Source organism: Thiocapsa roseopersicina, from assembly GCF_900106925.1.
GTDB classification, from domain to species: Bacteria; Pseudomonadota; Gammaproteobacteria; order Chromatiales; family Chromatiaceae; genus Thiocapsa; species Thiocapsa roseopersicina.
In genome coordinates this window covers 20,459-44,969 of sequence record NZ_FNNZ01000025.1, presented here as the reverse complement: position 1 = coordinate 44,969, position 24,511 = coordinate 20,459, and the positions used below count along the sequence as shown (strand labels likewise).

The 24,511-nt window shown below is 64.8% G+C and carries 32 protein-coding genes; 24 read left to right on the top strand and 8 right to left on the bottom strand.

Annotation, left to right across the window (positions count from 1 at the left end; genetic code table 11):
- Window positions 1-8 precede the first annotated feature (8 nt).
- On the bottom strand, window positions 9-482 hold the full coding sequence (locus tag BLV04_RS25750) for a DNA-binding protein (RefSeq protein WP_245731965.1): 474 nt from the start codon (window positions 480-482) through the stop codon (window positions 9-11).
- Window positions 483-1,039: 557 nt separating this feature from the next.
- Between BLV04_RS25750 and BLV04_RS20105 the strand changes: the two genes are divergently transcribed.
- The 12 genes from BLV04_RS20105 to BLV04_RS20050 all read left to right on the top strand — a co-directional run bounded on the left by BLV04_RS20105 (window position 1,040) and on the right by BLV04_RS20050 (window position 8,845).
- Window positions 1,040-1,633 carry a macro domain-containing protein gene (locus BLV04_RS20105; protein ID WP_093036663.1) on the top strand — a complete coding sequence of 198 codons (594 nt, stop codon included), beginning with the start codon at window positions 1,040-1,042 and terminating at the stop codon, window positions 1,631-1,633.
- A gap of 271 nt (window positions 1,634-1,904) precedes the next feature.
- The gene (locus BLV04_RS20100; RefSeq protein WP_093036659.1) at window positions 1,905-2,186 is read left to right on the top strand and encodes a hypothetical protein; all 282 of its coding nucleotides are present in this window, start codon (window positions 1,905-1,907) and stop codon (window positions 2,184-2,186) included.
- 31 nt (window positions 2,187-2,217) lie between these two features.
- Window positions 2,218-2,871 carry a tellurite resistance TerB family protein gene (locus BLV04_RS20095; RefSeq protein WP_093036656.1) on the top strand — a complete coding sequence of 218 codons (654 nt, stop codon included), beginning with the start codon at window positions 2,218-2,220 and terminating at the stop codon, window positions 2,869-2,871.
- 80 nt (window positions 2,872-2,951) lie between these two features.
- Window positions 2,952-3,329: a PH domain-containing protein gene (locus BLV04_RS20090; RefSeq protein ID WP_093036653.1), complete on the top strand. Its 378-nt coding sequence runs from the start codon at window positions 2,952-2,954 to the stop codon at window positions 3,327-3,329.
- A 323-nt stretch (window positions 3,330-3,652) separates the two neighbouring features.
- On the top strand, window positions 3,653-4,066 hold the full coding sequence (locus BLV04_RS25345; RefSeq protein WP_281241873.1) for a GNAT family N-acetyltransferase: 414 nt from the start codon (window positions 3,653-3,655) through the stop codon (window positions 4,064-4,066).
- A 22-nt stretch (window positions 4,067-4,088) separates the two neighbouring features.
- Entirely contained in the window at window positions 4,089-4,796 is a 708-nt protein-coding gene (locus tag BLV04_RS20080) for a DNA-processing protein DprA (protein WP_245731964.1), read from the top strand.
- A gap of 70 nt (window positions 4,797-4,866) precedes the next feature.
- Entirely contained in the window at window positions 4,867-5,367 is a 501-nt protein-coding gene (locus tag BLV04_RS20075) for a hypothetical protein (protein ID WP_139191977.1), read from the top strand.
- Window positions 5,368-5,582: 215 nt separating this feature from the next.
- Window positions 5,583-6,002, top strand: coding sequence for a LexA family protein (locus BLV04_RS20070; RefSeq protein ID WP_093036647.1), 420 nt, complete (start codon window positions 5,583-5,585; stop codon window positions 6,000-6,002).
- Between the two features lie 77 nt (window positions 6,003-6,079).
- On the top strand, window positions 6,080-6,436 hold the full coding sequence (locus BLV04_RS20065; RefSeq protein WP_093036644.1) for a hypothetical protein: 357 nt from the start codon (window positions 6,080-6,082) through the stop codon (window positions 6,434-6,436).
- Between the two features lie 60 nt (window positions 6,437-6,496).
- On the top strand, window positions 6,497-7,762 hold the full coding sequence (locus BLV04_RS20060; protein WP_093036641.1) for a Y-family DNA polymerase: 1,266 nt from the start codon (window positions 6,497-6,499) through the stop codon (window positions 7,760-7,762).
- Window positions 7,763-7,810: 48 nt separating this feature from the next.
- On the top strand, window positions 7,811-8,317 hold the full coding sequence (locus BLV04_RS20055) for a nucleoside 2-deoxyribosyltransferase (protein WP_093036638.1): 507 nt from the start codon (window positions 7,811-7,813) through the stop codon (window positions 8,315-8,317).
- Window positions 8,318-8,371: 54 nt separating this feature from the next.
- On the top strand, window positions 8,372-8,845 hold the full coding sequence (locus BLV04_RS20050; RefSeq protein ID WP_093036635.1) for a LexA family protein: 474 nt from the start codon (window positions 8,372-8,374) through the stop codon (window positions 8,843-8,845).
- 130 nt (window positions 8,846-8,975) lie between these two features.
- Here the strand turns inward: BLV04_RS20050 and BLV04_RS20045 are convergent, their stop codons facing one another.
- Both BLV04_RS20045 and BLV04_RS20040 read right to left on the bottom strand, forming a co-directional pair.
- The gene (locus BLV04_RS20045; RefSeq protein WP_093036632.1) at window positions 8,976-9,668 is read right to left on the bottom strand and encodes an SOS response-associated peptidase; all 693 of its coding nucleotides are present in this window, start codon (window positions 9,666-9,668) and stop codon (window positions 8,976-8,978) included.
- A gap of 85 nt (window positions 9,669-9,753) precedes the next feature.
- Window positions 9,754-10,278: a hypothetical protein gene (locus tag BLV04_RS20040; RefSeq protein WP_093036628.1), complete on the bottom strand. Its 525-nt coding sequence runs from the start codon at window positions 10,276-10,278 to the stop codon at window positions 9,754-9,756.
- A gap of 202 nt (window positions 10,279-10,480) precedes the next feature.
- Here BLV04_RS20040 and BLV04_RS20035 point away from each other — a divergent pair, with 202 nt between their 5' ends.
- Complete coding sequence (locus BLV04_RS20035; protein WP_093036625.1) at window positions 10,481-11,254, top strand: nuclease-related domain-containing protein; 774 nt, start codon at window positions 10,481-10,483, stop codon at window positions 11,252-11,254.
- Between the two features lie 30 nt (window positions 11,255-11,284).
- Here BLV04_RS20035 and BLV04_RS20030 read toward each other — a convergent pair whose 3' ends face one another.
- Window positions 11,285-12,259, bottom strand: coding sequence for a D-cysteine desulfhydrase family protein (locus BLV04_RS20030; RefSeq protein ID WP_093036699.1), 975 nt, complete (start codon window positions 12,257-12,259; stop codon window positions 11,285-11,287).
- Window positions 12,260-12,535: 276 nt separating this feature from the next.
- On the opposite strand from BLV04_RS20030, the gene BLV04_RS20025 reads away from it, so the two are divergent.
- From BLV04_RS20025 to BLV04_RS25735, 4 genes are all read left to right on the top strand, one after another.
- Window positions 12,536-13,312: an SDR family oxidoreductase gene (locus BLV04_RS20025; RefSeq protein WP_093036622.1), complete on the top strand. Its 777-nt coding sequence runs from the start codon at window positions 12,536-12,538 to the stop codon at window positions 13,310-13,312.
- 66 nt (window positions 13,313-13,378) lie between these two features.
- The gene (locus tag BLV04_RS26105) at window positions 13,379-13,930 is read left to right on the top strand and encodes a PAS domain S-box protein (protein ID WP_371828657.1); all 552 of its coding nucleotides are present in this window, start codon (window positions 13,379-13,381) and stop codon (window positions 13,928-13,930) included.
- 633 nt (window positions 13,931-14,563) lie between these two features.
- Window positions 14,564-14,893: a hypothetical protein gene (locus tag BLV04_RS25740; protein WP_245731962.1), complete on the top strand. Its 330-nt coding sequence runs from the start codon at window positions 14,564-14,566 to the stop codon at window positions 14,891-14,893.
- A 136-nt stretch (window positions 14,894-15,029) separates the two neighbouring features.
- Window positions 15,030-15,506 carry a hypothetical protein gene (locus BLV04_RS25735; protein WP_245731961.1) on the top strand — a complete coding sequence of 159 codons (477 nt, stop codon included), beginning with the start codon at window positions 15,030-15,032 and terminating at the stop codon, window positions 15,504-15,506.
- A 739-nt stretch (window positions 15,507-16,245) separates the two neighbouring features.
- Here the strand turns inward: BLV04_RS25735 and dsrE2 are convergent.
- The 3 genes from dsrE2 to BLV04_RS20000 all read right to left on the bottom strand — a co-directional run bounded on the left by dsrE2 (window position 16,246) and on the right by BLV04_RS20000 (window position 17,951).
- Window positions 16,246-16,875 (bottom strand): sulfur carrier protein DsrE2, encoded by a 630-nt coding sequence (gene dsrE2 / locus BLV04_RS20010; protein WP_093036616.1) that lies wholly within the window; start codon window positions 16,873-16,875, stop codon window positions 16,246-16,248.
- Between the two features lie 136 nt (window positions 16,876-17,011).
- Window positions 17,012-17,239 (bottom strand): sulfurtransferase TusA family protein, encoded by a 228-nt coding sequence (locus BLV04_RS20005; RefSeq protein WP_093036613.1) that lies wholly within the window; start codon window positions 17,237-17,239, stop codon window positions 17,012-17,014.
- A 109-nt stretch (window positions 17,240-17,348) separates the two neighbouring features.
- Window positions 17,349-17,951, bottom strand: coding sequence for a TetR/AcrR family transcriptional regulator (locus BLV04_RS20000; RefSeq protein WP_093036696.1), 603 nt, complete (start codon window positions 17,949-17,951; stop codon window positions 17,349-17,351).
- Between the two features lie 698 nt (window positions 17,952-18,649).
- On the opposite strand from BLV04_RS20000, the gene BLV04_RS19995 reads away from it, so the two are divergent.
- The 4 genes from BLV04_RS19995 to BLV04_RS19980 all read left to right on the top strand — a co-directional run bounded on the left by BLV04_RS19995 (window position 18,650) and on the right by BLV04_RS19980 (window position 21,936).
- Window positions 18,650-19,222: a hypothetical protein gene (locus tag BLV04_RS19995; protein ID WP_093036609.1), complete on the top strand. Its 573-nt coding sequence runs from the start codon at window positions 18,650-18,652 to the stop codon at window positions 19,220-19,222.
- Window positions 19,223-19,275: 53 nt separating this feature from the next.
- A complete protein-coding gene (locus BLV04_RS19990) occupies window positions 19,276-19,545 on the top strand; it encodes a glutaredoxin domain-containing protein (protein WP_093036606.1) in 270 nt (89 codons plus the stop codon).
- Between the two features lie 1,037 nt (window positions 19,546-20,582).
- Window positions 20,583-21,215, top strand: a complete 633-nt coding sequence (locus BLV04_RS19985) for a thermonuclease family protein (protein ID WP_217633746.1) — start codon at window positions 20,583-20,585, stop codon at window positions 21,213-21,215.
- Window positions 21,216-21,324: 109 nt separating this feature from the next.
- Window positions 21,325-21,936, top strand: a complete 612-nt coding sequence (locus BLV04_RS19980; protein ID WP_093036603.1) for an NAD(P)-dependent oxidoreductase — start codon at window positions 21,325-21,327, stop codon at window positions 21,934-21,936.
- Window positions 21,937-22,030: 94 nt separating this feature from the next.
- On the opposite strand, the gene BLV04_RS19975 is transcribed toward BLV04_RS19980, so the two are convergent.
- The gene (locus BLV04_RS19975; protein ID WP_093036600.1) at window positions 22,031-22,417 is read right to left on the bottom strand and encodes a hypothetical protein; all 387 of its coding nucleotides are present in this window, start codon (window positions 22,415-22,417) and stop codon (window positions 22,031-22,033) included.
- A 253-nt stretch (window positions 22,418-22,670) separates the two neighbouring features.
- On the opposite strand from BLV04_RS19975, the gene BLV04_RS19970 reads away from it, so the two are divergent.
- The 3 genes from BLV04_RS19970 (at window position 22,671) to BLV04_RS19960 (ending at window position 24,272) form a co-directional block, all read left to right on the top strand.
- Window positions 22,671-23,072 carry an MbcA/ParS/Xre antitoxin family protein gene (locus BLV04_RS19970; RefSeq protein ID WP_093036597.1) on the top strand — a complete coding sequence of 134 codons (402 nt, stop codon included), beginning with the start codon at window positions 22,671-22,673 and terminating at the stop codon, window positions 23,070-23,072.
- On the top strand, window positions 23,053-23,754 hold the full coding sequence (locus BLV04_RS19965; RefSeq protein ID WP_093036594.1) for an RES family NAD+ phosphorylase: 702 nt from the start codon (window positions 23,053-23,055) through the stop codon (window positions 23,752-23,754). The genes BLV04_RS19970 and BLV04_RS19965 overlap by 20 nt, the downstream gene beginning before the upstream one ends.
- Window positions 23,755-23,828: 74 nt before the next feature.
- Window positions 23,829-24,272, top strand: coding sequence for an MOSC domain-containing protein (locus tag BLV04_RS19960; RefSeq protein WP_342721918.1), 444 nt, complete (start codon window positions 23,829-23,831; stop codon window positions 24,270-24,272).
- The last annotated feature ends 239 nt before the right edge of the window (window positions 24,273-24,511 follow it).

Sequence of the window (24,511 nt, the reverse complement as noted above, 5' to 3'; positions counted from 1 at the left end):
CTGCAACCTCAGAGCGCGCAACGGATCCAGAATCGGCGGCGTAGCAGTCCGCTTGTTTGCCGAAGAGAGGCACTGTCAGCGAATCCTACCTGCGTCTCCAATGCGTCCAGAACTGTCGCACACGACGAGGTGCCGAGCGGCAGGTCCGGGTCGGAAGCGGTCTGTCCCCATGCCGGTTCTGGTCGCCCCGAGCCGACTCGGTGATGGGGGGTGCACCCGACTTCTGAAATTTTGTTCAGTCCACCCCTGAAAACGACACTGTTGGCAAGGTATTTCTGACGGAAACCTTGGCCCGGAGGTTTTCCGTCGGCGAAATGGCGGCTGGTGATACGACTGTTGGGTCTACCCCATTTCGAGATGTTGTTGGGGCTGCCGCCGCCGAGTCGCGTGCGGATGCCGACGACGGTGGGGACAACGCCGTCGGCGACCAGCGCGTCGGCGGCCTCGTGGACCTGCTCGGAGGTGATGCCGGGACGTCCCATGACGTGACTCCGTAGGTGGTGGATCGGATCGCGGCGGGGTGCCGCCGTCGATAAATTAATAATACTTAATTAACGCCATATGTAAAGTTAAGATAAGGGCCGATTTCGGGTCGGAGGTCGGACACCGCTCGGTCCGCGGATGGGCGAGAATGCAGGGACCGTCGAAACAGCAGGACACCAACGCAATGAATCCCTATCGCCAGCCGGTCCGGTGCCAATGGCTGCGCGCGGGCCACCACGGCGGCGCTCGTGCGCTGCAGGATCTGGCCTTAGCACATCGACAACGGGCGTGCGTGGACGGTGGAGACGGGGCAGGTCTGCGGGCTGTCGGGCGAGGACCGGGATGCGGCGCTCTCGCTGTGCATGGACGCCTGATCCGCGGGGATCAGAGCGAGGCTTTCAGGGCGCTGTGTCGATCGGTTGCGGAAGCGTGACAGGGCGTGGGTGATGACTCGGAAGCGCACGACGGCGATCCGCAGTTTTGAGCGGGGTGCCGCTTAGGCCGAGGGTTGACCGCCGCCCTGCGGGCATCACCTTCGACGGAGTGACATGACGACATGAGCCAATCGATCGAAACCTCACCCCGCCTGTTGCTGGTCGATCGCAATCCCGAGCTGGTCTCGGTCCTGGCGTTGGCCTTCGGGGCGTATCCCGAAGTGCAGGTGCTCGAGGACGACATCCTGCGCGTCGCGCAGGGCTGTCTGGTCTCCCCGGCCAATTCGGCGGGCTTCATGGACGGCGGGATCGACCGGCTCTACCTCGAATTCTTCGGGCTGGACCTGCAGGCGCGGGTCCAGGACGCCATCCATCGGCGCTACAAAGGTTCCATGCCCGTCGGCGCCGGCTTGGCGGTGCCCACGGGACATGCGCGCATCCCCTACTTGATCGTGGCGCCGACCATGGCCTCCCCGGAGCGACTGGAGGATGCGCGCCCGAGCGGCATGGCCATGATGGCGGTGCTGGAGACAGCCTGGCGCAACCGCCGCGTCATCGATCGGGTCTATTGTCCCGGCCTGGGAACCGGGGTTGGCGGGCTGTCCCCGGCGGACGCAGGTGCCGAGATGGCGCTCGCCTACGGACGCTGGCGCACGTTGCGCCTCGGCGCCGGTGCCCATGAGGCAGTGAGCCGCACGTCGGGCGATCCGGCGTGATGAAATCGGCGCCCGAACTTGACACCTTTCGGCTCGTGAAGAGGACTCGACCATGATCCGGCCTTCGTTCCCGAACTGAGGCATCGGGTTCGATTCAACGCCGGTTAGGGGAAGGCAACAGGGATGAGCTTGTTGAACGGATCGCTCGACAAGACATCGAAGAGCGATGCCGAGCAGGCGGGCAGCGATCAAGCGAGCGTCATCGTCAGCTTTTCGTCAGCGCGCATCGGCTATCTTGCCCCCGAACCCGATTCAACCGAGGAGACACCCGATGATGAATCCACGTATCCCGGCCATGACCCTGGCCTGCTGCGCCCTCGCCGTTTCGCTCGGCGCTGTGGCCGACGACGACTTCTACGGCACCGTCGAGAGCCGACCCGCGGACGGCTCTGTCGGTGAATGGGTCATCGGCGGACGAACCTTTGCGGCTACCGCCGCGACCAAGATCGACACCGACGACGGTCCGCTCGACGTCGGCGCGTGCGCTTCCGTGGACAAGGAAGGCGAGCGCGTAGAGGAGATCGAGAGCGAGCCGGCGGGCAAGTGCCCGTGAGCGAATCGGAACGAAAGGCGAGGACTGCGACATGATCGACGCGAAGCGTTTGCTCGATGAATTGGTCGGCAGCGGTGTGGCGGGTGGCCTGGCCGGCGGTCTCGCCGGCGGGACGCTGGCCGGCCTGCTGAGCGGGAAGACGGGCAAGAAGGCCCGGAAGTTCGCCGGCTCCGCCGTGAAGCTGGGCGGGGTGGCCCTGGTCGGCGGGTTGGCTTACAAGGCGTGGCAGACCTATCAACAAGGCCAGCAGCCGGACGTCACGACGGCGATCGAGCCACCTCCGAGCGGTAGCGCCTTTCTGCCGGCGCCTGGCGATCCGCAAGGCGACACGACGCTCGGTGTGCTGTTGGCACGCGCCATGATCGCGGCGGCCAAGGCCGATGGTCAGATCGATGTCCAGGAGACCCAGACCATCCTCGGCCAGATCAATGGCCTCGCCCTTCCGGCCGAGGACAAGGCATTCCTGTTCGAGGAGTACGGCCGCCCGCTGGACATCGCCGGGCTGGCGGCGACGGTGCGCACGCCCGAGCAGGCGGCCGAGGTCTATACCGCCTCGACGCTGATGGTCGACCCGCCCTCGCCCCCGGAGCGCATCTACCTGAATGCGCTCGCCTCTGCGCTGGGTCTCGACGGCGCGCTGGCTGGACAGATCGAGGCAACGGTTGCCGTCAGTCGCACGGGGTAGGCGGAGGATCTGTCGCACCGGATGGACAATGACCCGAGGGTCCGGACGGGGTCCGGTCTGTTTGAGATAGGGAGAACGCGATGGGCTTGATGAACGGACTGCTCGGCAACGCCTCGAAGGTCGATGCCGAGAAGGCGAACAGCGATTACGCGAAGATCCTCGGCAACGGCGAGCAGATCGAGCACGCCTACCGGTTGGTACGCGATGCCGTCCTCTTCACCAACCGCCGGCTGATCCTGATCGACAAGCAGGGGCTGACCGGCAAGAAGATCGAGTATCTGTCGATCCCCTACAAGAGCGTGGTGCGCTTCTCGGTGGAGTCGGCCGGTCACTTCGATCTGGAGGCCGATCTCAAGCTCTGGACCTCGGGGATGTCCACACCGATCCAGAAGACCTTCAGCACGGCGGTGAACATCTACGAGGTGCAGGCGTTGCTGGCGGAGTATGTGGGGCGGTGAGTGTCGGGTGTCGGGGTGCACGACGGGTCGCCCGCGGATCCCGCGTGAGCGGCGTTCCGACCTCCGTGGCCTGCCGGTGAGATCGATCCCCCGACGTCCCGCAGCGCTCGCTGGCTCCGGGAAGGAAAACAATCGGGAGTGATCGGCTCGACCTTGAGCGGAGAACGACATGCTTGGTGACCTGATCCGGACCGAGCGTCTAATCCTGCGGCCGATCGGTGTCGAGGATCTGACCGTGGTTCAGACCGCGGCCGGGCGACGCGAGGTGGCCGATACCATGATCTCCATTGCGCATCCGTTCGCGACGGAAGACGCCGAGCGCTATGTTCGATCCCGCGTCGCCGCGATGCAGCTGGGGCGCAGCGCGGCATTCACGCTGCGCACGCACGCCTCGGCGGCATTCGTTGGATTCGCCGAGCTCCGTCCGGGACATCGACCGCGAGCATTCTTTGGCCGAGCCGAGCTTCTGGCTGGCGGTCGAATTCAGGGGACGCGGGTTCATGGCGGAGGCACTCGCCGCGGTCCTGCGCTACGCGTTTCTGGATCTGGACCTCAACCGGGTCTATGCCTACCACATGGTCCGCAATCCGACGTCGGGGCGGGTTCTATCGCGCTTGGGCTTTCAAGTGGAAGGGTTGTTGCGGCAACGGGTTCGCAAGTGGGGCCTGTTCGAGGACGTCGTCTTGCAGGCGCTGTTGCGGTCGAATCGGCATGACTCGGTCGGTCCGTCCGATTGACCTCCCGGGTCTCGGGTGCGCTATGCTCCCCAAGTATATGAACCCTGCGACCTATACACCTGACCAGCTTCTGGGCCCGCTCAATGCGGTCGAGCGCAAGCATGCGCCCGAGCATCTCTATGTCGCGGGCGATCTCGGGATCCTGCAGTCCGGAGCGCGCGTTGCAATCGTCGGTGCGCGGCAAGCCTCGCCGGCCGGCTTGGCGCGCGCGCGCAAGCTCGCCGCCCGGCTGGTGCGCGAGGGTGCCGTGGTGGTCAGTGGTCTGGCGCTGGGGATCGACACCGCTGCGCATACCGCGGCGATCGCGGCCGGCGGGCGGACCATCGCCGTGATCGGTACCCCGCTGGAGCGGGCCTACCCGCGCGAGAACGAGCTGCTCCAAGCGCGCATCGCGTCGGATCACCTGTTGGTGTCCCAGTTCCCGCCGGGGACCAAGACCCAGCGGTTCCACTTTCCTCAACGCAACCGCACGATGGCACTGATCTCGGACGCAACCGTGATCATCGAGGCCGGCGAAACGAGCGGCTCGCTCTCGCAAGGCTGGGAGGCGCTGCGCTTGGGGCGGCTGCTCTACATCACCCATGCGGTGGCCAGGGATCCGGCCTTGAAGTGGCCGGCATCGATGCTGGACTACGGGGCGCGGATTCTGAGCAGCGCCTCGCTAGGCGACTTCCTCGACGCCTTGCCGCCGCGCGAACCTGTTTCGGTCAATGCCGCCGTTCCCTTCTGAGGTCGAGTTCGGCGCTGTACTTCAATACGCGGTACGCGGCCAGAGTCCTTTATCCCGGCGCTCTCGGGATGTGCGCACGGCGATCAAGAACAATGGCGTTCTCGGTGGTGTGGCGGTGATCGGGCGTGCCGCGCTGCGCGCTAGAGAGAACATCGAAGCCGGCGGTTGTCTCTCCCGGTTTCTGGGGCCGGATGTGACTCTGTTTCCGATGCCCCGGAGCTCGCTGATCAAGGAAGGCTCGTTATGGCCCGCAATGGTGATCTGCGAGGCGCTGCAAGACTGCGGAATCGGTGGCTCGGTCTTGCCGTGCCTGAGCCGGTCCGAGGCGATCGGTAAAGCGGCATTGGCGGCTCCGGGTCGACGACCTGATCCGCCCGAGCATTACCGCACCATCCGAGTCGAGTCCGTCAGGCCACTTGATCCCCAGACTACCCTGGTGCTCGTCGACGACGTCGTGATCCGCGGGTCGTCCTTTGTCGGCGTCTTGCCCCACCTCACCGATACCTTTCCGGGTATCCCGGTCCATTGCTTCGCGCTGTTGCGCACCATCAGCCAGGGCGAGATCGCGTAGATTTTGGACCCCATCGCGGGTCGGATCACCTATCGTCAAGGTCACCTCCATCGCGACCCCTAAAGACCGGCCGTCTCGGCTTGGTCCGATCACACTCACATGCGCTATCATAACTGGACGTTTATACAGCTCCGGTCATCCGTCATGCCTCGATCCGATTTCTCTGCCCGCGCCGCGCTCACAGCGCGGGTTCATCCGCTGCGTCCGGCACACCGATGATCGCGCACGCCTGCAGGCTCGCCCCGCTCCCCTGCCCGCTCCCGCTCTTCGGCGCGCGCATCCCGGCCGGCTTCCCCTCGCCGGCCGACGACGATCTGGAAGGCACCATCGATCTGAACGAGCAGTTGATCCGGCATCCGGCCGCGACCTTCTTCCTGCGGGTGCAGGGGGACTCCATGATCCACGCGGGGATTCGCGACGGCGATCTGCTGGTAGTGGACCGCTCGCGCGAGGCCAAGTCCGGATCGATCGTGGTGGCCGCTGTCGATGGGGAGCTGACCTTGAAGCGCCTGAAGATCGAGGGTGAGCGGGTCTGGCTGGTTCCCGAGCATCCGGACTATGCGCCGCTGGAGATTCGGGGCGAGATGGGATTGATGATTTGGGGCGTGGTCGCCCATGTCGTGCATTCGTTCTGAGCTCACGGTCGCTTGTGATCTCCTTTCCCGACGGAGCTTGTCGGGCCGTTGCCCATCCGCAGTCCTTGAGGTGTCCGATGTCGCGTCCTGTTCTTGCCTTCCTGTTGCTGCTCCTTTCAGCTGTCGTGGGTGCCGGCGACGCGCTGGAGGGAACCTGGTCCGCGCCCAGTCTGTCGCGACCCGAGACCCCGATCGTGATCGGACTCCTGCCGGGCGGCATCGCCACCGAGCAGGTCGGCGACTACCGGGGCAGCGGGACTTGGACGCTGGAGGACGGGGCCGCCCGCATCGATTGGGGGAAAGGCTGGGTCGGTCTGTTGCGCCCAATGCCGGACGGTGGTCATCGCCTGCTGACGTGGAAAGCCGGCTCGTCGCTGGCCGGCCCTCCCGATGACGATAAACCCGCCGTGCGTGTCGAGCCTGCGGGCGATTGAGATGACGCTGGAACGGATCGCTGCAGCCCCCGTTGTCGTGCGGTCGAGAGAGGTCACGTCATGTTCGCCCTGGTCGACTGCAACAACTTCTACGCCTCCTGCGAGCGGCTCTTCCGGCCGAGCCTGGAGGGGCGCCCGGTGGTGGTGCTCTCCAACAACGACGGTTGCGTGGTGGCGCGCAGCAACGAGGCGAAGGCGCTCGGCATCCCGATGGGGGCGCCCTACTTCCAGTACGCCGAGGTTTTGCGCCGCGCCGATGCTGCGGTCTTCTCCTCGAACTATGCCCTCTACGGGGATTTGTCGCGGCGGGTGATGCAGGTGCTGGCGAGGTTCGCCCCGCGCATCGAGGTCTATTCGATCGACGAGTGCTTTCTGGATCTGGCCGGGGTCCGGGATCCTACCGCCCTGGGTCTGGAGATCGCCCGCACCGTTCGGCGCTGGACCGGCATCCCGGTGGCGGTGGGCATCGCCCCGACCAAGACGCTCGCAAAGCTCGCCAATCGGCTGGCCAAGAAGGGCCAAGGTCCGGCCGGTCCGGTGCTTGATTGGTCTGAGCTGCCGGACCCCGACGCCGTGCTGGCCGCGGTTCCGGTCGAAGACCTTTGGGGCATCGCGGGTCGCTCGGGGGCAGGTCTGCGCGCGCTCGGCATCGCCGATGCCCGGGCGCTGCGCGAGGCGCACCCGCAGCGGCTGCGCGCGTCCTTCGGCGTGGTCGTCGAGCGCATCGCCCGGGAGCTGCGTGGGCAAGTCTGTCTGGCGCTGGAGGAGGTGGCGCCGCCGCGCCGGCAGGTCATGGTGTCGCGCAGCTTCGGTGCCGCGGTGACCGCGCCGGCCGAGCTGCGGGCGGCGGTCACGGCGTTTGCGAGCCGGGCCGGGGAGAAGCTGCGGGCGCAGGGGCTGGTCGCCCCGGCGCTGACGGTGTTCGTGCAGACCAATCCCTTCGATGCGGGTCGGGCGTTCTACGCGAACGCCGCGACCCTGGGTTTCCCCGTGCCGACGCAGGACAGCACGGCGCTGGTGCGGGCCGCGACCCGCGGGGTCGACCGGCTGTTTCGCGGCGGCGACGCCTACCGCAAGGCGGGCGTGCTGTTGTCGGATGTGGTCCCGGCCGGTCAGGCGCCGGCGGATCTGTTCGCCGAGGTCGGGGAGGAGGAGCGCGCGCGGCGCCGCATGGCGGTGCTGGATGCGGTCAACCGTAAGTACGGGCGCGAGACCCTTCGGTTCGCGGGTCAGCTGTCGGGGTCCGGCTGGCGGCGACGCTCGGAGCGCGGCTCCGGGGTCTCGACGACGCGCTGGGCGGGGTTGGCGACGGTACGCGCGGGGTGAGCCCGACGCGGCGTTCGAAACGGATCATGGGCTATTCGAGGGACGATCATGCGTGTCATCTACTTGGCAGGACCGCTCTTCACCGACGCCGAACGCGACTGGCACCGCAAGACCAAACGCCTCCTGCTCGAGCAGGCGTCCCGACGGGGCGAGCCCGTCGAGATCCTTTGGCCGTACGAGCTGATCACGCCCGAGGAGATCGCCGCCTCGGGGGCCGAGGCACGCACGGAGATCTTCCGGCGCTGCAAGGCCGGGCTCGACGGTGCCGATCTGCTGATCGCCCTGCTCGACGGCACCCAGGTCGACGACGGGACCGCATGGGAGATCGGCTACTTCTTCGCGACCAAGGCGGCGGGCGCAAGGATCATCGGGATCCGCACCGATTTTCGGCGCGCGGGCGAATCCGCGCAGGCGATCGTCAATGCCATGGTCGAGATGGCGTGCGACGCCATCGTGAACACGCAAACGGCGCTTGGCGACGCGGTGTTCGGGCCCGACCGCGTTGACGCCGGGTGCGCCGAAGTGCAGGATTCAGCCGTTATCGGGCGCGCATGATCGCGAATCTGCGGCTAAACTCCCCGAACAGACCATCACCTCCAGGAGATCGAGATGGACGATGTGTTGCAACCGCTCCGTAGACAGATGCGTCCCACCTGGCACCCCGAGTTGGAGCCGCTCGACCCGAGCGAGGAGCTCACCGTCGAGCTGCCGCTGCTCGGCTTGGTCAGCGCCGGTCAGCCGGTCGTCGCGGTGGAGGAGCGGGAGACCCTGCTGGTCCCGGCCCGTCTGGTGAAGCGGCATGCGGCGGAGCGCAGTTTTGCGCTGTACGTACGCGGCGATTCCATGACCGACGACGGCATCGACACCGGCGACCTGGTGGTCGTGGAGCAGCGCCCGACGGCCGAGAACGGCGAGACGGTGGTGGCCCGGATCGACGGCTATCGGGTCACCCTCAAGCGCTTTTACCGGGAGCTCGACGGGATTCGGCTGCAGCCGGCGAACGACGCCATGGACCCGTTGGTGTTCGAGGAGGGCGAGGTGGAGATCCTCGGGGTGGTGTCGGGAGTGGTGAGGGCGGGGTGAGTGAGGTTGCCTCGGTATTTTCGAAGCAGAGGCCCATTCTGACGGGATGAAGTCCACCAAACTCGACTCGCGTCCGGAATTGTCGTCTTGACCATTGCGAGCCTGCGTCTCGGCATCGGGCCGTCCCTCGTCAGTGCGTGCGCGTGTTCTCGCCGGATATCGCCGCGATCAGCTCCGCTCCCTCGTTGCGCACGTTTCCGACCGCTCGTGTGACCGGGTGAAGCGCGAGCCGTGCGTCCGGACAGGGGCCGAGGAGGTCGCTCAGCGCATTCGGCTCGCTCGCCGGATCGAGCCAGCGGGCCGTGGCGTCGGGAGCGAGAATCACCGGCATGCGATCGTGCAGCTCCCGCATGCGGTCGTTGGCCGCGGTGGTGACGATGGTGAAGCTGTCGATGATCTCCCCGTCGTCGGGTTGGGTCCAGCGCTCCCAAAGCCCGGCGAACGCCAGGATGCTGCCGTCCGAGGCATGGATGTAATAGGGCTGCTTGCCGTCCGGGCGCTTGGCCCATTCATAGAAGCCGTCGGCCGGGACGATGCAGCGACGCTTGCGCAAAGCAGAGCGGAATGACGGTTTCTCGGCCAGGGTCTCGGCGCGGGCGTTGATCAGGCGGTTGGCGATGGTCTCGTCTTTCGCCCAACTCGGAAGGAGACCCCAGCGCAGCGTTTGCACGACCCGCTCCCCGCTCGGACGTTGGCGGATGACCGGCAACCACTGCATCGGGGCGGCGTTGAAGCGCGGGCCGAGGTCCGCGATGTCGAGGGTCGCGCCGAAGATCTCGGCGATATCCCCGGGCGAGGTGAATTGGGCATAGCGTCCGCACACGGATGTATCTCCCTCCGGCTCGGTTTTCGGTTGATTGCTCGCCTGAGGGACAACGCATCGATCCTCGCGCAGGCCGCATGCCCGGTCACTCGTGATCCGCGATCGACGTCTGCCCTTTCAGCATCTCGTAGTGGTTGCAGGCTTCGGCCTTGCGTCGACGTTGCTCGGCGGTGTTTTCTCCGAGCACCGCGACGCGCGCGAGCGAGCAGGCCTCGCGTGCACTTCGCAGGACGTTGGGTTCGCTCGGAGCTGACCATTCGATGGCGGCGATCGTCGGTTGATAGGACACCGCGGCGTTGCAGTACATCGTTTTCAGCTTGGCGTTGGACCAGTGGTCCGTCGGGTTGTTGTTCAGACGTCCGCAGGCCCCCCGGAACCAGTTCCGAGCCGCCTCGGTGCAGCCCGAATAGCGTGTGAGGTCCTGTCGGAGATCGGCGCAGACGGAGTCGTCCTGGATCTTCCAAAGGCGATGCTGAAAGGTGATGGAATACCCTTCATGCTCCACGACATGGGCTTGCACATCGTAATTGTTTTGGGCTTGCATCGAATTGGTCAAGGTCGTGGAAAAGGTGTTGAGATAGGCCGCAAAGGCGGCGGAAAGCGGATCCATCGGCTTCTCCGTGTTGGACGGTCCGGGTGCAGTCGAAGCACCTCGCGCCTGGTCAGTTTACCAACCTCACCGCTTCGTCGAGGTCGGAGTCGTCGGCATTTCCCGACGGCCGTGTCTGTCCCCAAGCTCGCATGACAGAATGTCATGATTTACACTTTCTGCGCTCTCGACGCCGCATGCCCCCACCAGGAGACCCACGGTCATGGATCCGACGCTCGTCCTCGCGCCACTCGTGAACGCCCTCTGGTGGCTGATTCCGCTTGCGCTCCTCGGCGCTCTGCTGAAGTCACCGCGGGTGAAAGGCATCTTGGGCGAGCAACTCGTTCGGTTTGCACTCCGGCTTCGGCTGGATCGCGCGATCTATCGGGCCGTCCACGATCTCACCCTGCCGACCCCCGACGGGACCACCCAGATTGATCATGTCGTCGTCTCGCGCTACGGGGTCTTCGTGATCGAGACCAAGAACATGAAGGGCTGGATCTTCGGCGGCGAGCGCCAAGCGCAGTGGACGCAGAAGATCTACCGGCACACGACCCGGTTTCAGAACCCGTTGCTGCAGAACTACAAGCATGTAAGAGCCTTGCAGGCGCTGCTCGACGTGCCTCCCGAAACCATCCACTCGGTCGTCACGTTCGTCGGGGCCAGTACCTTCAAGACCCCGATGCCGGAGAACGTGACGCAAGGTGCCCGTTTCATCGCCTACATCAACTCCTTCCGTGAGCCGGTGTTCAGCGAGGCGGCGGTCGAGGCCGTCCTGCGGCGCATCGCCGACGGCCGGTTGAAGCCGGGGGCGGCAACGAACCGAGCACACGTGCGCAGTCTTCAGACGCGAACGGATCCGCTGGCGGAGCGCCGCTGTCCGAAGTGCGGCAGCGCGCTCATCCTGCGCACCGTGAAGAAGGGACCGAGGGCGGGCGATCGGTTCTGGGGATGTTCGACGTATCCGCAGTGCCGTGTGATGCAGGCGCTCGGTTGAGGGGGTGCTCGGTCGAAGCCGCAACCGCTCTCATACGAGTTCGTTCCGGTACGGCTCGGCAAACAACGCGGGCTGCCCGCCGGTGTGCCAGAACAGGATGCGCGTGTCGCTCGGGAAGAAGCCTCGGCGGATGAGATCCAGCAGGCCGCCGGCGGCACGCCCGGTGTAGACCGGATCCAACAGGATGCCCTCGGTGCGGGCGAAGAGTCGGATCGCCTCGCGCTCCAGATCGGTCAGCACCCCGTAACCGGCTCCGCAGTAGCGATCATCGACGTGCACGTCCGCGGCGTCGAAGGCGATGCGCGGACCCAGCGCCACGCTTGCATCGCTCGCCAGGGCGGCCACCTGTGACGTCAGCGCGGTTGCCGGCTCGTCGATGCTGATCCCGAGCAGTGTCCCGCGGTAGCCGAAGACACGCTGCCCCAAGACCAACCCGGCCTGGGTGCCGCCGCTGGAGGTGGCGAAGACCATCCAGTCCACCTCGACCCCCTGCGCAAGGACCTCCCCCATCGCAAAGGCATAGCCCAATGCTCCGGTCGGACTGCTTCCCCCGTAGGGAACCAGGTACGGGGCTTGGCCCTGCGCCGCAGCGGTCTCGACGGTCTCCGCGAGGAGACGATCGCGGTCGCGGCGATCGGGCGTCGCGACGATCCGCGCACCCAGAAGGTAATCGAGGAGCAGATTGCCGGACGCCTCGTCCGGGCGCTCGCCGGTCAACACCAGGATGCAGTCCATCCCGCAGCGGGCCGCCGCCGCGGCGGTCTGGCGACAGTGATTGGACTGCCAGGCGCCCGCCGTGACGAGGGTCCGAGCACCCTGCGCCTGCGCCTCGGCCACCAGGAACTCCAGCTTGCGGGTCTTGTTGCCGCCGAGCGCAAGGCCGGTCTGATCGTCGCGCTTGATGAAGAGCCGAGGACCGCCGAGCAGGGCCGAGAGCCGCGGTAGCGGCTCGATGGGCGTGGGTCGGTGGGCCAGGCTCAGGCGGGGAATGGATGGGGCTGTCATCGGGGACTTCTCCGAAGAATAGTTGCTCGGTGTTCCCCATGATAAGGTCATAGCATCGGCGGCCTGCTTCCAGGCGGTGCGCAAGCGTTCGACTCCCCGGCGTTCCTTGACGATGTAAGCGATCTCGATCATGGTCGGGGCCAATGGCCGGAGGCAGGCGGGAGCATCAACCGATCGATGGCTCCTTTCGGAACGCCGCCGGCTGAGCGCATCATCGTTGCTCGGCCGCATGTTGGATCGACACGCGGCGGGGCTCATCGAGGAGTCCGTTCGATCATGACTGCTTCCCTCGCTCTCATCACCGGCGGTGCGCAAGGCATAGGACGCGCCCTGGCGCAGTCGTTCCTGGCCGAAGGGTGGAGGGTCATGGTGCTTGACCGCGATGCCGAGGCCCTCGACGAGCTGATGGCCGAGCTGGGGAGTCCCGCATTGCTCGGGCTGGCGACCGACGTGGGTGAGGAGACGGCGGTTGCCGCTGCCTTCGCCGCACTCGAGGCGTGGCAGGACCGGGCGGGCGAGCCTGCCGGTCTGAACCTGCTGGTGAACAACGCCGGTCTCGCTGATCCGGTGAGCGGCCCGCTCGAAGCGCTCTCGCTCGCGGGGTGGCGGCGCTGGCTGGACGGTCACCTGACCGGAGCCTTCCTCTGCACCCGCTCGGCCATTCCGGGGCTACGCGCGCGCCGGGGCGCCATCGTCAACATCGCCTCGACCCGTGCCCTGCAATCGGAGCCCAATTGTGAAGCCTACGCCGCGGCCAAGGGCGGGCTACTGGCCTTCACCCATGCCGCGGCGATCAGTCTCGGGCCGCTGATCCGCGTCAATGCGGTGAGCCCCGGCTGGATCGAGACGGGACCCCTGCAGAAGTCGGCCCACCGGCGCGCCGCGGACCAGCGCCCGATCGATCAGGCTCAACATGCGGTCGGGCGCGTCGGCGAGCCTTCCGATATCGTGGCGGCTGTCCGCTTCTTCGCCGGGCCGAGTGCCGGGTTCATCACCGGCCAGAATCTGGTCGTCGATGGCGGTATGACCCGCGCGATGATCTATGCGGAGTGAGCTATAGACGGTGCGTGGGTGTTGTCGGTCACTTTAGTTCACGGGAAGTCCTCAGAGTAACCCGCGCTGACTCTACCGGATTCGTCCACCGCTTTTGCGGCTGCCTGCGGTCCAGTTGGTCTTGGGTCGGTTCAGGCGATCCTAGCGGCAGCAACCGGCCACAAGCCGTCGCACATCGGCGAGCGCAAGCGCGCCGAGGCGCAGCTGCGCGAGAGCGAGGCGCGGCTTCAGGCGACGCTGGAGAACCTGACCGAAGCGATCGTCGTCTCGGATCCGCTGGGCAACATCCTGCATTGGAACGAGCCCGGTGCGGTCATGTTCGGGTACGACAGTCCCGAGCAGTGGCGGATGCCGTTGGCCCGCTTCGCCGAGACGTTCCGCCTGACGTTGCTCGAAGGCGCTGAGCCCTTGCTCGGCGCGCCCCTGCAGGGCGGGCAGGTTGCGCGATCCAGGTGTCGAGAGCCTCCGGACATCGCTCGGCGCCGCGTCCGCGTCGGCGGCGTCGTCATCCTCGGCGTCCCTGCCCGTTGCGCCGAGCGGGCCTGCCCGGAAGGCTGCCTCGAGCGTGTGGGCAGGCGGCACGCCGGCCTGGCGTCTGCACCCTCTTATCTTTGGTGAAACAAGGCCCGCTGTTCTCCCCTGCCGCGGGCGGCTTCCGGTCAGGGCAGGCAGTACCGTCGCCCCTCCGTCGGTCGGCGCGTCGCACGCTACTCGTGCAGAGTGCAACCCTTCAGGTCTTCCGCATTGCTGTTCGGTCGTCGTGTCATGCGTCGATCCGTAATCGTTCGGGACGGGCGTACTCGCTCATCCATCGGGTGGATGTCGCCGGACGTCGCAAAACGCCGCTCGGGTTTCATTCGTGGCTCACTGTTCTCCAATGCATTACCGCAAAAGCGGTTGCCGCGTCTTACCGATCGGCATTCCCGTTTCATTTCCGGAACCTATCCGTTCTTCGGGTCGCGTCTGTTTCTCTTCCCCGCGATCGACAGCCGTTTTCCATGCCGTCCGGCCCCAGGAGGTGAGCACCCGTCATGCGCAGGGCACCTCCCGGAAAGACAACGTTTCGGTCATTTAAACGCCTGGCGTTGCACCGCCTCGACGCCGAGAATGCCGAGCGTTCGCTGTCGCCTTCTTGTGCGCCGATTGCGGATCTCTTGTGATCCTTGTCATCGGAAGGCATCGGGACGGCGACCGCGTGAAGTGCGTCTGTGTACCGCCAGTGCATTCGCAGTGAACCCAACGGGCGGAGCCATGTACGTCGTCGGATTGGATATCGGCTATTCGAATGTGGAGATCGCCGCAGGGCCTCGCGGAGCGCTGCCGCGACTCATCGTGCGCCCTGCCGGGGCCGCTGCGCGGGAGCATCCGGGCGAGCGCATCGGCGCGGAGGAGGAGGCCCGAAGCACGGAGGGCGCGGCCGCCGATCGGCCGGTCCCGGTCGCTCTGGACGGCTGCCCCGGGCGGCGGCGATCGAGTCCGAGCGCGTCGAGGACTGGCAGCGCTCGCTGCACGAAGACGATCCGGCTACCCCAAGCGATCACGCCCTGGCCCCGGCCCTGGCCCTGGCCGCGCTGCGGCTGACGGGGCAGTCCGCCATCGATCGGGTCGTGACCAGGTTGCCGGTCGCCCAAGCCGGCGACCCTCGCCGTCGGGAGCGCTGACGCGCCTCCTGACCGGGCGGCACGGCAGCGGCGAGGCGCGCCTTGAGGTCGGGGAGGTGCGGGTCGCTCCGCCGCCGATCGGCGCCTACCTCGATCTGGTCTATACCGCCACGGACGAGGAGATCCTGGAGCGCATCGAGACCGGCGCCGATCGACGCAGATCTGCCGGCCGGACACCGGAACCGCCTTGTCCGGATCGGCCGTACCGCGAGCCCGTGCCGGGTCGGACGCCGAGCGTCGGCCCCGATCCCGAGTGCCCGAAGGCTGCATGGGGCCCTCTCGCGTTCGGCCTGCACGCCAATCGAATAACCCTCGGAGTTGACCGGAATCCCGCCCGCCTCGTGAACCCTGCCAACCCCGAGGTCGTCATGCATCCTGCCCACCGTCTGGTTTCGGCTCTACTGATCGTCATCGTGGACACCGCGGCCTTCGCAGTCCCCCTTGAGTCGGTGCTGCTCGCGTACATTCTCCTCGCGCGTCCCGCTTGGGTCCGGGACCGGGTGGATCGGCTCTATCGCGGGGTTCCGCGCTAGGTGGCGTAAGGTTGCGTGGTGCCGCGGAAGCTACAGTCGTGGCGCATCGGGAGGTCGAGTCGAGCTTGAGCGCCGCCGATGGCGACCATAATCCGCCGGAGTAAAACCCTTACCGTGGAGCGAAGCGGGTACGCGGCATGCGATCTCGGCTGCTGGTTCGCCGTCGATGGATTATGGTCGCCAGTGGAATGCGAGGAGGGTTCGCAACGGGAATGGGCCACGGAGACCGCCGCCCTGTCGCGACCTGAGGGAACCAGTTCAAGCTCGGCCGGCGACCCGGTACGCGGGCATTGCTGTCGATCCAGTTCACGTGGTCGGGCGAGGAGACGACTCGGAACTACCGCTCGGTTGCACGTCCAGGGCGACCGCTCCGGACGCGTTCCTGCCTGTCGCGTTGGTCCAGGTGAGCGGCTCCAATCGGCCATCTGCGGTCACTGATTGATGCCCCTTAGGCGACCGCAGTGGTATCCAAAGCCGACGGTGGAGTCCCAAAGCGCGTGGAATGCGGTGAGTACCCGAACCGCAGCAAACGAGAGCGATGCGGCTCCTTCGTCACCACATCCTGCGCGCTGTTGACCCCATCGGCGCCTTGGTCGATCTTCGTGCGCGAGGGCCGATCGCTCTCAGCCTTTCCGACTATCTGCAATTCCGATGGTAGACCCTGACCCCAGCCCCCTGTGTGGCCCCTTCCCTTTTTCGGGCGCGTTCGACACCCGTTGACCGGGGGAGAGCGGGGGCATCAAATGAATAGGCAGACGTCGGCCTTGCGCGCCTCGGCCAGGTAGCTGGTTGCGCCGATCCATTCCGCGATCTCCGGGATAAACTCGTCCTGCCGGTAGTTGAACAGGTCGACGGTCATCTGACAGGCGACCATCCTGACCTCCGACTCGATACAGATATCGCGCAACTCCTTGATGCTGGCAACGCCCTTGGACTTGAGCGTCTGGTTCATCATCGACGTGGCAAAGCTTTCGAAACCGGGCAGGTTGCCGGCCAGGACGTTTGGGATCGGCAAGTTGATGCATTTGAGCCATTCGGGTCCGAACGGCATCTTCATCGGCATGGCCGGGTTGCCCAGGGGTGAGACCTTGAGTGACAAGTCCTTCTTGAGTAGCTCCAGGCCATAGAAGGTGAAGAAGATCGAGGCATTCCATCCCAGTGCGGTGGCGGTGGAGGCGAGGATGAGGGGTGGATAGGCCATGTCCATCGTGCCCTTGGTGGCAACGATGGCGAGCGACGGGATCTTTGCCGCCTCGCGTTGCGCCAGCTTCTCGTCCAGGCGTTGGTCGAGCCAGGCATCCAGGCTTGCCAGATCGGCGGGAAGGGCCTCGGATGAGTGCTCGACGGGGTTCAGTTTCGCGACGTTCATGGTGTGCTCCGTAGTTCGGTGACTTCGATCATCTGACGGGGATGGATGCGGTGAGCGCGGTGCACCGCATGGTCTTGGTACCTGGAGCCGAGGCTCCGTCATCGGCGCCTTCCCCGGCCGGCATGTCCTGATCCGCTCAGGTCTTGCGGATGACGAACTCGTAATCGCTGCCCGCTTGTTGGGAAGACAGCAGGCGGTTTCCGGTCTGCTCGCAGAAGGAGGTCATGTCTTTCACGGAACCGGGGTCGGTGGATACCACCTTCACGGTTTCGCCGGATTGCAGGGCGTTCAGCGCCTTCTTGGTGCGCAGGATGGGCAGGGGGCAGTTCAGGCCGCGGGCGTCGAGAACTTGGTTGGTTTGCATGCTCTTTCTCCTCTCGGGTTGGTGCGGCAGGGCCGCGCTAGCTGACCGGTCGGTCAAGTCATTGGCTTAAAAAAAAGCCCAAGCGGGCTTTCAGTCACGTTGTTTCAGTTCAGTGGTTCAGTTCGATTCTCAAAGTCTTGATGGCCGGACCCAGGACCAGGATGACGTCCGGGTCGTTGCGGGTTTTCGCCAGCAGGATGATGCCTTCCAGGTAGGCGAGCATGGCGCTGGCGGTAGCCTCGGTGTCCATGGCCGCGAGGGCGCCGGCCTGCACGGCCTCGTCCAGGGTGGCGCGGAACTTGTCCCTGGCCCGGTCGAACACGGCGTTCAGCTTGGCCCGCATGACGTCGTCGCGGGTGCTCATCTCCAGAGCCAGGTTACCGAACAGGCAGCCGGGCATACGTCCCTCGATGTCGGTGGCCGCCTTTTGCCAGTAATAGGCGGCATCGACCAGGTAATCCAGGCGCTCGACCGGCGGCAAACTTGGGTCGAAGGCCTCCGCCACGAAACCATGAGCCCAATCGTCGGCCATGTCGTCGATGACCGCCATGGCCAGGCTGTGCTTGGATGGGAAGAAGTGGTAGAAACTTCCCTTTTGTACCTTGGCACCCTCGCAGATCTCCTGGATGCCCACGTCGGCGTAGCTGCGGCCGTGGAACATCTCGCGGGCGGTGGCGAGGATGCGGGTGCGGGTGTCGGTTTCGAGGTGCATGTTGCGCATCATAATAGACCGGTCGGTCAAGTCAAGCCGCTTCTTCGAAAATGAAGATCCAGGCATCCCGCGATCCCTTGCGGAGGTGCGTCGGAGCGCAGGCCGCTCATTGCACATTGCTTCCAGAGGTCCGCACGGAGAGACTGCGGCCAGACCGAGGAATCGCGCGCGCTTTTTTCGTCTCGATGGGCGAGTCGTCCGTGATGACCGGTTTCCATTGCAGAGCTGCCACACTGCGCAGCAAGGTGAGTGTCGGCGGTGGGCCGGTTGCTGCCCCAACTGGAATGGGCGTGGTCAGCGGGGTGTGAAATTTCCCGACACCCGCGAGCCGGCTCGGGCGGATTTGCGGTCTGAGGCGGGAGCGGCCGATCAGGTGCATCTTATCTCTGCGTGTACTCATTTCTCGGAGTCGGCCCGAAGCGCCGTTTACCGGCGCTGCTCCGGCGACCTGCCTACGCTCGTTGCTGTCGGTCGCTGAAGGTGGGGCTTCCGGGAGAATGCGCCTCACGCGGAACCGGCACCGGCACCGGCGAGGTAGGCGCAGTTCAGGCGAAGCTGAGGTATGGCGAGCAAGCCAAGAGGTCTGCTGGTGAGTTCCGGCAGGCAAGAACGCACCTTTACGCAAGTCAAGATCCATTTGGCCCTTCCCCTCGACCTAGCTCCGTACAGAGCTTGTAAATCGGACATTACCGTACGCCATGACTACAAGGCTCGTGCAGAAGCATGCGACCAAAGGTTCTCGGGAATTTGAGCTTGTCGATGACGAGATTCGGTACATCATCAAGTCGCCGCTCAGAACGGAGTCTTTGAGCGTCGTTTTGTACGTCTTGGACCCTGAGCCTCTGATATCGGGTTCGACGCTTTCGTTTGTCAGCCTGGTGAACAGAGAGCCACTGGTTGAGTTGTTTCTCGATGAGCCTGACAGGGAGACCTTTAATCAGTTCGTGAGCACGATGCGGCGACGGATTATCGAGGAGGATTTCGGCCGACTTCGCGTCCCGGATAAAGGCGTCGATGTCAACGTCGACCGAGTCACTGAATCAATTGATATGCTGCGCAGATACGTGGACCCGCAGGAGATCGATGCCTTGCTTGCTGCCTTGGAGGAGCTAAAGCAGACGCCGGATAGCCCGCACTGCCTGCACCGCGTCGCGGAAGCATTCAATGAGCTCGGTATTGCGCAAGGCCAGGTGCTGCTCTATGCGCCTTACATCAATTTCCTGTTGTCGGGAGCCGGTGCAGAGAGTGACCGCGCAGACACCGAGAAGTAGGCCGATCGACATCTCCTTTCGCGACGCGATCGCTTCTCTAATTCGAGATCATAATGACTGAAAAAGTAGAGATCTACGGCACAAGCAACGGCAGGAAATGCGTTGACGTTCGGGCGTTGTTGGACCGATACGGCATCGAATATGTCGACCATATGATCGATTTGATGCCGCTTGAAAAAGACGAGATGTTCAGGCGCTGCGGGCTCAAGTACTACCCCCAGATATTCATCAACGATGAACATATCGGGGGAGAAGAGGAGTTGATGATGCTGGAGGCCGACGGCCGGTTGCGGAAGCTACTGGGTTTGCAAGAGCAGTTTTAATCCCGGATTCGAGACTGACGTCCGCGAGAGGGGTGTAAAATTTCCTGACCCCACGCGGTGAGACTGTGCAAGTATTCGCCTTTTAGAGCGACTTCAGAGATAGCGCCCCACTTTTGCAGGTTGGAGATGCTTGAAAACGCGCGCGCGCCCTACTTGGATAGCAATTCACGGGCTAATGGGTACGACTCTCCCCACCGGCATCGTCGGCCAAGAATACTTGCACAGTCTCGGTTCGTGGGGATGTCCGCTTCGGGGTCGAGAACAGACCCTTCCGCCTCATCTCGGCCGGTGCCGCAGTAGGGAAAGATCGGCGGAAGTCAGATGAGCGAAATTCGGGACGAGATGATGTTGGAAACAACACGTGGGTCCTCAGACGCCCTCGGGCGGCGGACTGGTCTCCCTCCAAGGTAGCCATGTCCGTAGTCTGGGGTACGGCGTATCCCTTTTCGCTCCGTGGTTGCTCCCTGCGCTCCTCATCCTGACCTCCCGATAAGGCGCGCGTTATTGGTCCTTCGGTTTTTCCGCTCTGATCTGAGACCCGCTTTGATGAGCATTCGTATTTCAAATCAGGTTATTGCTTGGGCTCAAAAGGCATTAGAGTCGAATCATGTCGACACGTTCACAAAAGATGGATGCATAAAGATTCCCGAACTTCCAGGGTTTGTCTTCTGCAAAGAGATCTCTGAAGTTCATGCGCTGCTTGGCTCTTTCAAGTTGAATGGAGAAACGTATTACCTTCATCAAACCATATCGTAGGGATCGAACAATGTATTCGCATTGAGACTGGATTTTAGGCGGCTCAACACTGAGCCATGAGGCTCCTGTTCGCTCCGGGGCGCAGTCGTTCGCCATCCGTGGCTGTGTTCCGGAGGCGTTCGAGCGGACAAGTTGCCCCAAACTCCGTACCTCCGCCCCGGAATGAGCCGCCGACGCATGTTTCGACGGTGCGACTGGCGTTTGCGTGAATCTGTTCACCCGTCCCCGTCGCGGACTGGTCTACCCTCCAAGGTACCCATGTCCGTTGTCCGGGGTACGTCGTGTCCCTTTCGCTCCTGCGTTTGCTCCCTGCCCTCCTTGTCTTGACCCTCCCGATCTTCCCTCCAGCCCATGCCGACACCCTCCTCGGCACGGTCGTCCGCATCCTCGACGGCGATACCGTCGAGGTGCTCGATGCGCACAAGGATCTGCATCGGACCCGCTTGGCCGGGATCGACGCCCCCGAGAGCAAACAGCCCTTCGGTACCAAAGCTAAGCAGCAACTCTCGGCACTCGTCGGTGGCGAGGTCGTCAGCGTCGATTGGCACAAGCGTGACCGTTACGGCCGCATGGTCGGCACGCTCATGCTGGATGGTGCGGACGTGAACCTGGCACTTGTGAGAGCCGGCTACGCCTGGTGGTATCGCGAGTACGCCGGCGAGCAATCTCCGAGCGACCGGCGGCTCTACGAAGCGGCCGAGAAGGCGGCTCGGAGGGATGGGGTCGGACTCTGGGCCGACCCGCGGCCGATCGCGCCCTGGGATTGGCGCGACGGCGGCGGGAAGACGGCCGTGCCCGCGAAGCCGAGCTCGGGTGCCTGTCCGTGCGATTCCGGGCGGCTCTGCACGGGACCACGGGGCGGGATCTACTGCGTGCGGGAGAGCGGATCGAAGCAGTATTTCCCGCGGGATTGATCGGGACGCGACGGGGTTGCCGATCCCCGGCCTTATCATGCCGAAGGTCGCCGGTCTCTTCGCTCCGGCGACTCTTTCGATCAACCACAGACCTCGAGGACATCCGAGCATGCAGATCGCACTCTTTGGCGCGACCGGTGGAACCGGCCGGCAGGTTCTGGAGCAGGCTCTCGCGTCCGGTCACACCGTGACGGCATTGGTGCGCGACCCCGCCAAGATCGAGGCGCGGCCCGGCTTGAACGTCGTCTGCGGAGATGTGCTGGATCAGGAGGCGACCAGCCGCTGTGTTCAAGGAGCAGATGCCGTGATCTGCGTACTGGGCTCCGGGGTCGGCACCGAGCCGGTCGAGGCGCACGGCACGCAGCGCATCATCGAGGCCATGCAGACCAACGGGGTGCGCCGGCTCGTCGCTGTGACCTCGCTCGGGGTCGGTGACAGTCGCGAGCAGGTCAGCCCGGAGTTCCGGCAGGCCATGGACACGGTGTTGCAACCTATCATCGCGGCCAAGACCGAGCAGGAGCGCCTCATCCAGGCGAGCGGACTGGACTGGACCATCGTGCGGCCCGGCGGGCTCGGTGACGGACCGCGTACCGGCGACTATCGCAGCGGCACCGACCCCACCTTGATGGCCGGACTCGTCAGCCGGGCGGATGTGGCCGAGTTCGTCATGCGCCAGCTGTCGGACGTTTCTTACCTGCACCAATGCCCGGCGGTGACCTGAGTCGGCTGGATCGGTTCGGGAGGCCGACGCGGGGTGGCCGGATGGTGAGGTATCTATTCGCCGCAAGGTCAGCGAGCCGTGTGCTCGAGCGCGGTTAAGAGGTTTGCGTATCCCGCAGGACCGCTTCGAGGTCGGCCTCGGTGACCGGCAATGTCAGCACGGCATGGATCCTGAAGAGTTCGGCCAGTCGCGGAATATATGGGGCCTGTTCTTTACCGACCAGCACGATCGTTCGTGCCGACGGTGCCTGTTTGCGCACGGCCGCGAGAAGGACGTCCAGGTTGCTGACATTCGCACCGGCGTAGTTGTTGCCGAAACCGTAGAAGAACTCCGCCACGATCCAGTCCGGCGTCATGGACTTGAGTGCTTGCAGCGCCTTGCGTTGCGAGGCGAGCTTGGCCTGGCTGATGCCGAGACGCTCATAGAGGGCGTCGAAGCGAGGATGGTTCGGAGATTCGATGATCGAGAAGAGCGTGGTCATGCGGCCAACCATCTTTCTGCACGGAAAGTCTTCAACGCTGCCTGAGACCGTCGAATCGTGCAAGTCGGCGGAGTCGTTGCGTCGTTGCTCGCAAGGCGGCCACCGACGCCTTCGCCGTGACGCCATCGGCTTGTGTGCAAGTACCTTGATCGAGGTGCTAACCGATGAGGATTTTCGGAGGACTGGATAACCCTCACAGGAAGCTCTATTCTTGGGGTATATGAGGAAATACTCCAAACTTGGAGCATATAAGATGAGTGCACTCCCGCATCCCCACACCGGTTTCGATCCGGAGCGACTCTCCAGTGCCGCCCTGCAGGCCTTCTTTAATCTTTCCGCACGTTGGGGGCTCACGGCCGCTCAGGAGCGGATTTTGCTCGGCATCCCACCGGAGTCGACCTTCTTCAAATGGAAGGCCGAGAAGACGGCCCGGCGGCTTGGGCGGGACGTCCTGGATCGCATCAGTTACCTGCTGGGTATCGCCAAGGCGCTGAACATCCTCTTGCCGTCGCCGCGTGCGGCCGACGAATGGGTGAAGAAGCCCAATATGGCGCCGCTGTTTCACGGGCAGTCGGCGCTTGAACGGATGCTCGGCGGCAGCCTGATCGATCTAGCGGATGTGCGGCGGTATCTCGATGCTCAGCGGGGACTCTGATCCGCAGCGCCCGCCCTGTTGCGATCTGGACTGGACGCACCAGTACCGAATCGTCTCCTCGGAGTTTCCGCCCATCAACCTCTTCGAGACGTTGGTGGAACCGGACCTGATGGACGAGCTGTTCTATCTCGAAGGGCTGACCAACGAGCGCTTGCGCGACGAGGCCGGGGATATCGCACTGGTCGATCGCGAAGACCGTGTCTGTGGCCCCGGCTCGACGCCGGTGATGGCCGCGTTCACGCACATCGGCGTGGCCAGCCGATTCAGCGACGGTAGCTTCGGCGTTTATTACGCGGCCAAGACCCTGCACACGGCGATCGAGGAGACGCGCTACCACCGCGCCCGGTTTCTTGCCTACACGCGAGAGGATGCCGGGGAGATCGACATGCGGGTCTACGTGGGCGAAGTGGCGAAGCCCTTGCACGATGTCCGGGGTGCGGACTACGACCATCTGCATGACCCTGACGATTGGCGGCCATCTCAAGCGTTTGGCTTGGCGATGCGCGCGGTGCGGTCCTGGGGGATTGTCTACCGGTCGGTGCGGGATCCCGGAGGAGAGTGCATCGCCGCGCTGCGGCCACCCGCCGTCACCATCCCCCGGCAGGGTCCCCACCTTTCCTATGTCTGGGATGGCACCCGCATCGTGCGGGTCTACCGCAAGACGCTGATCCAGTCGTCGTGACAGCTACCCTTGATCGGCTGAGGGCGCGGCTCGAGAGGTTCGTTTGGCGATTCCGACGGGTTCCCGTCGGTCGCGTGACGGCGATCTTCGTCGCCGATGCGGCAGGGGCGCCGATGCGCTCCTCCGAGCGGACCCTGGCGCTCGTCGACCAAGGGTTGGCGGACGATCGCTATGCCCTGGGCCGTGGCTTCTGGCGGCTCACCGACGGCTGTCAGGTCACCTTGATCCTGGCCGAGGAGCTGCTCCGTGCCGAGCGCCGACATGGACTGCCGCTCGACGCCGGGCAACACCGGCGCAACCTGGTGGTATCCGGGCTGGTCGGGGTCGAGCTACGGGGCCGCAGCCTGCGGATCGGCGAGGCGGTGTTGACTTGGCACCGTGTGCGCCCGCCCTGCGGGTATCTGGATCGGGTCGCTGGTGCCGGTATGGCCAAGGCGCTCGGGCGTTACGGCGGGCACTGCCTGCGCGTGCGCGAGGGTGGGCTGATTCAGGTCGGCGACGAGGTGACCGTGGTCTGACATCGAACGAATCGGCGGGCCGGCAGATCCGACAGGTTGTGTCGCATCGTCGTGCGACGATTCCCGCATCTTGCATCCAACCCCGCTGCTGGCCTGCTCGCGCCGTCGGCCGGGTACCCGGCTCCGCAGAGGCTGTCGTGTTGCTGCACGAGCAAAGGTCACGCTGAGACGATGAAGGGGCTGCTAACGAAGCGTGGATGTACTATCATCGGCGTCGCGATGTGTCCGATGAGACGGCG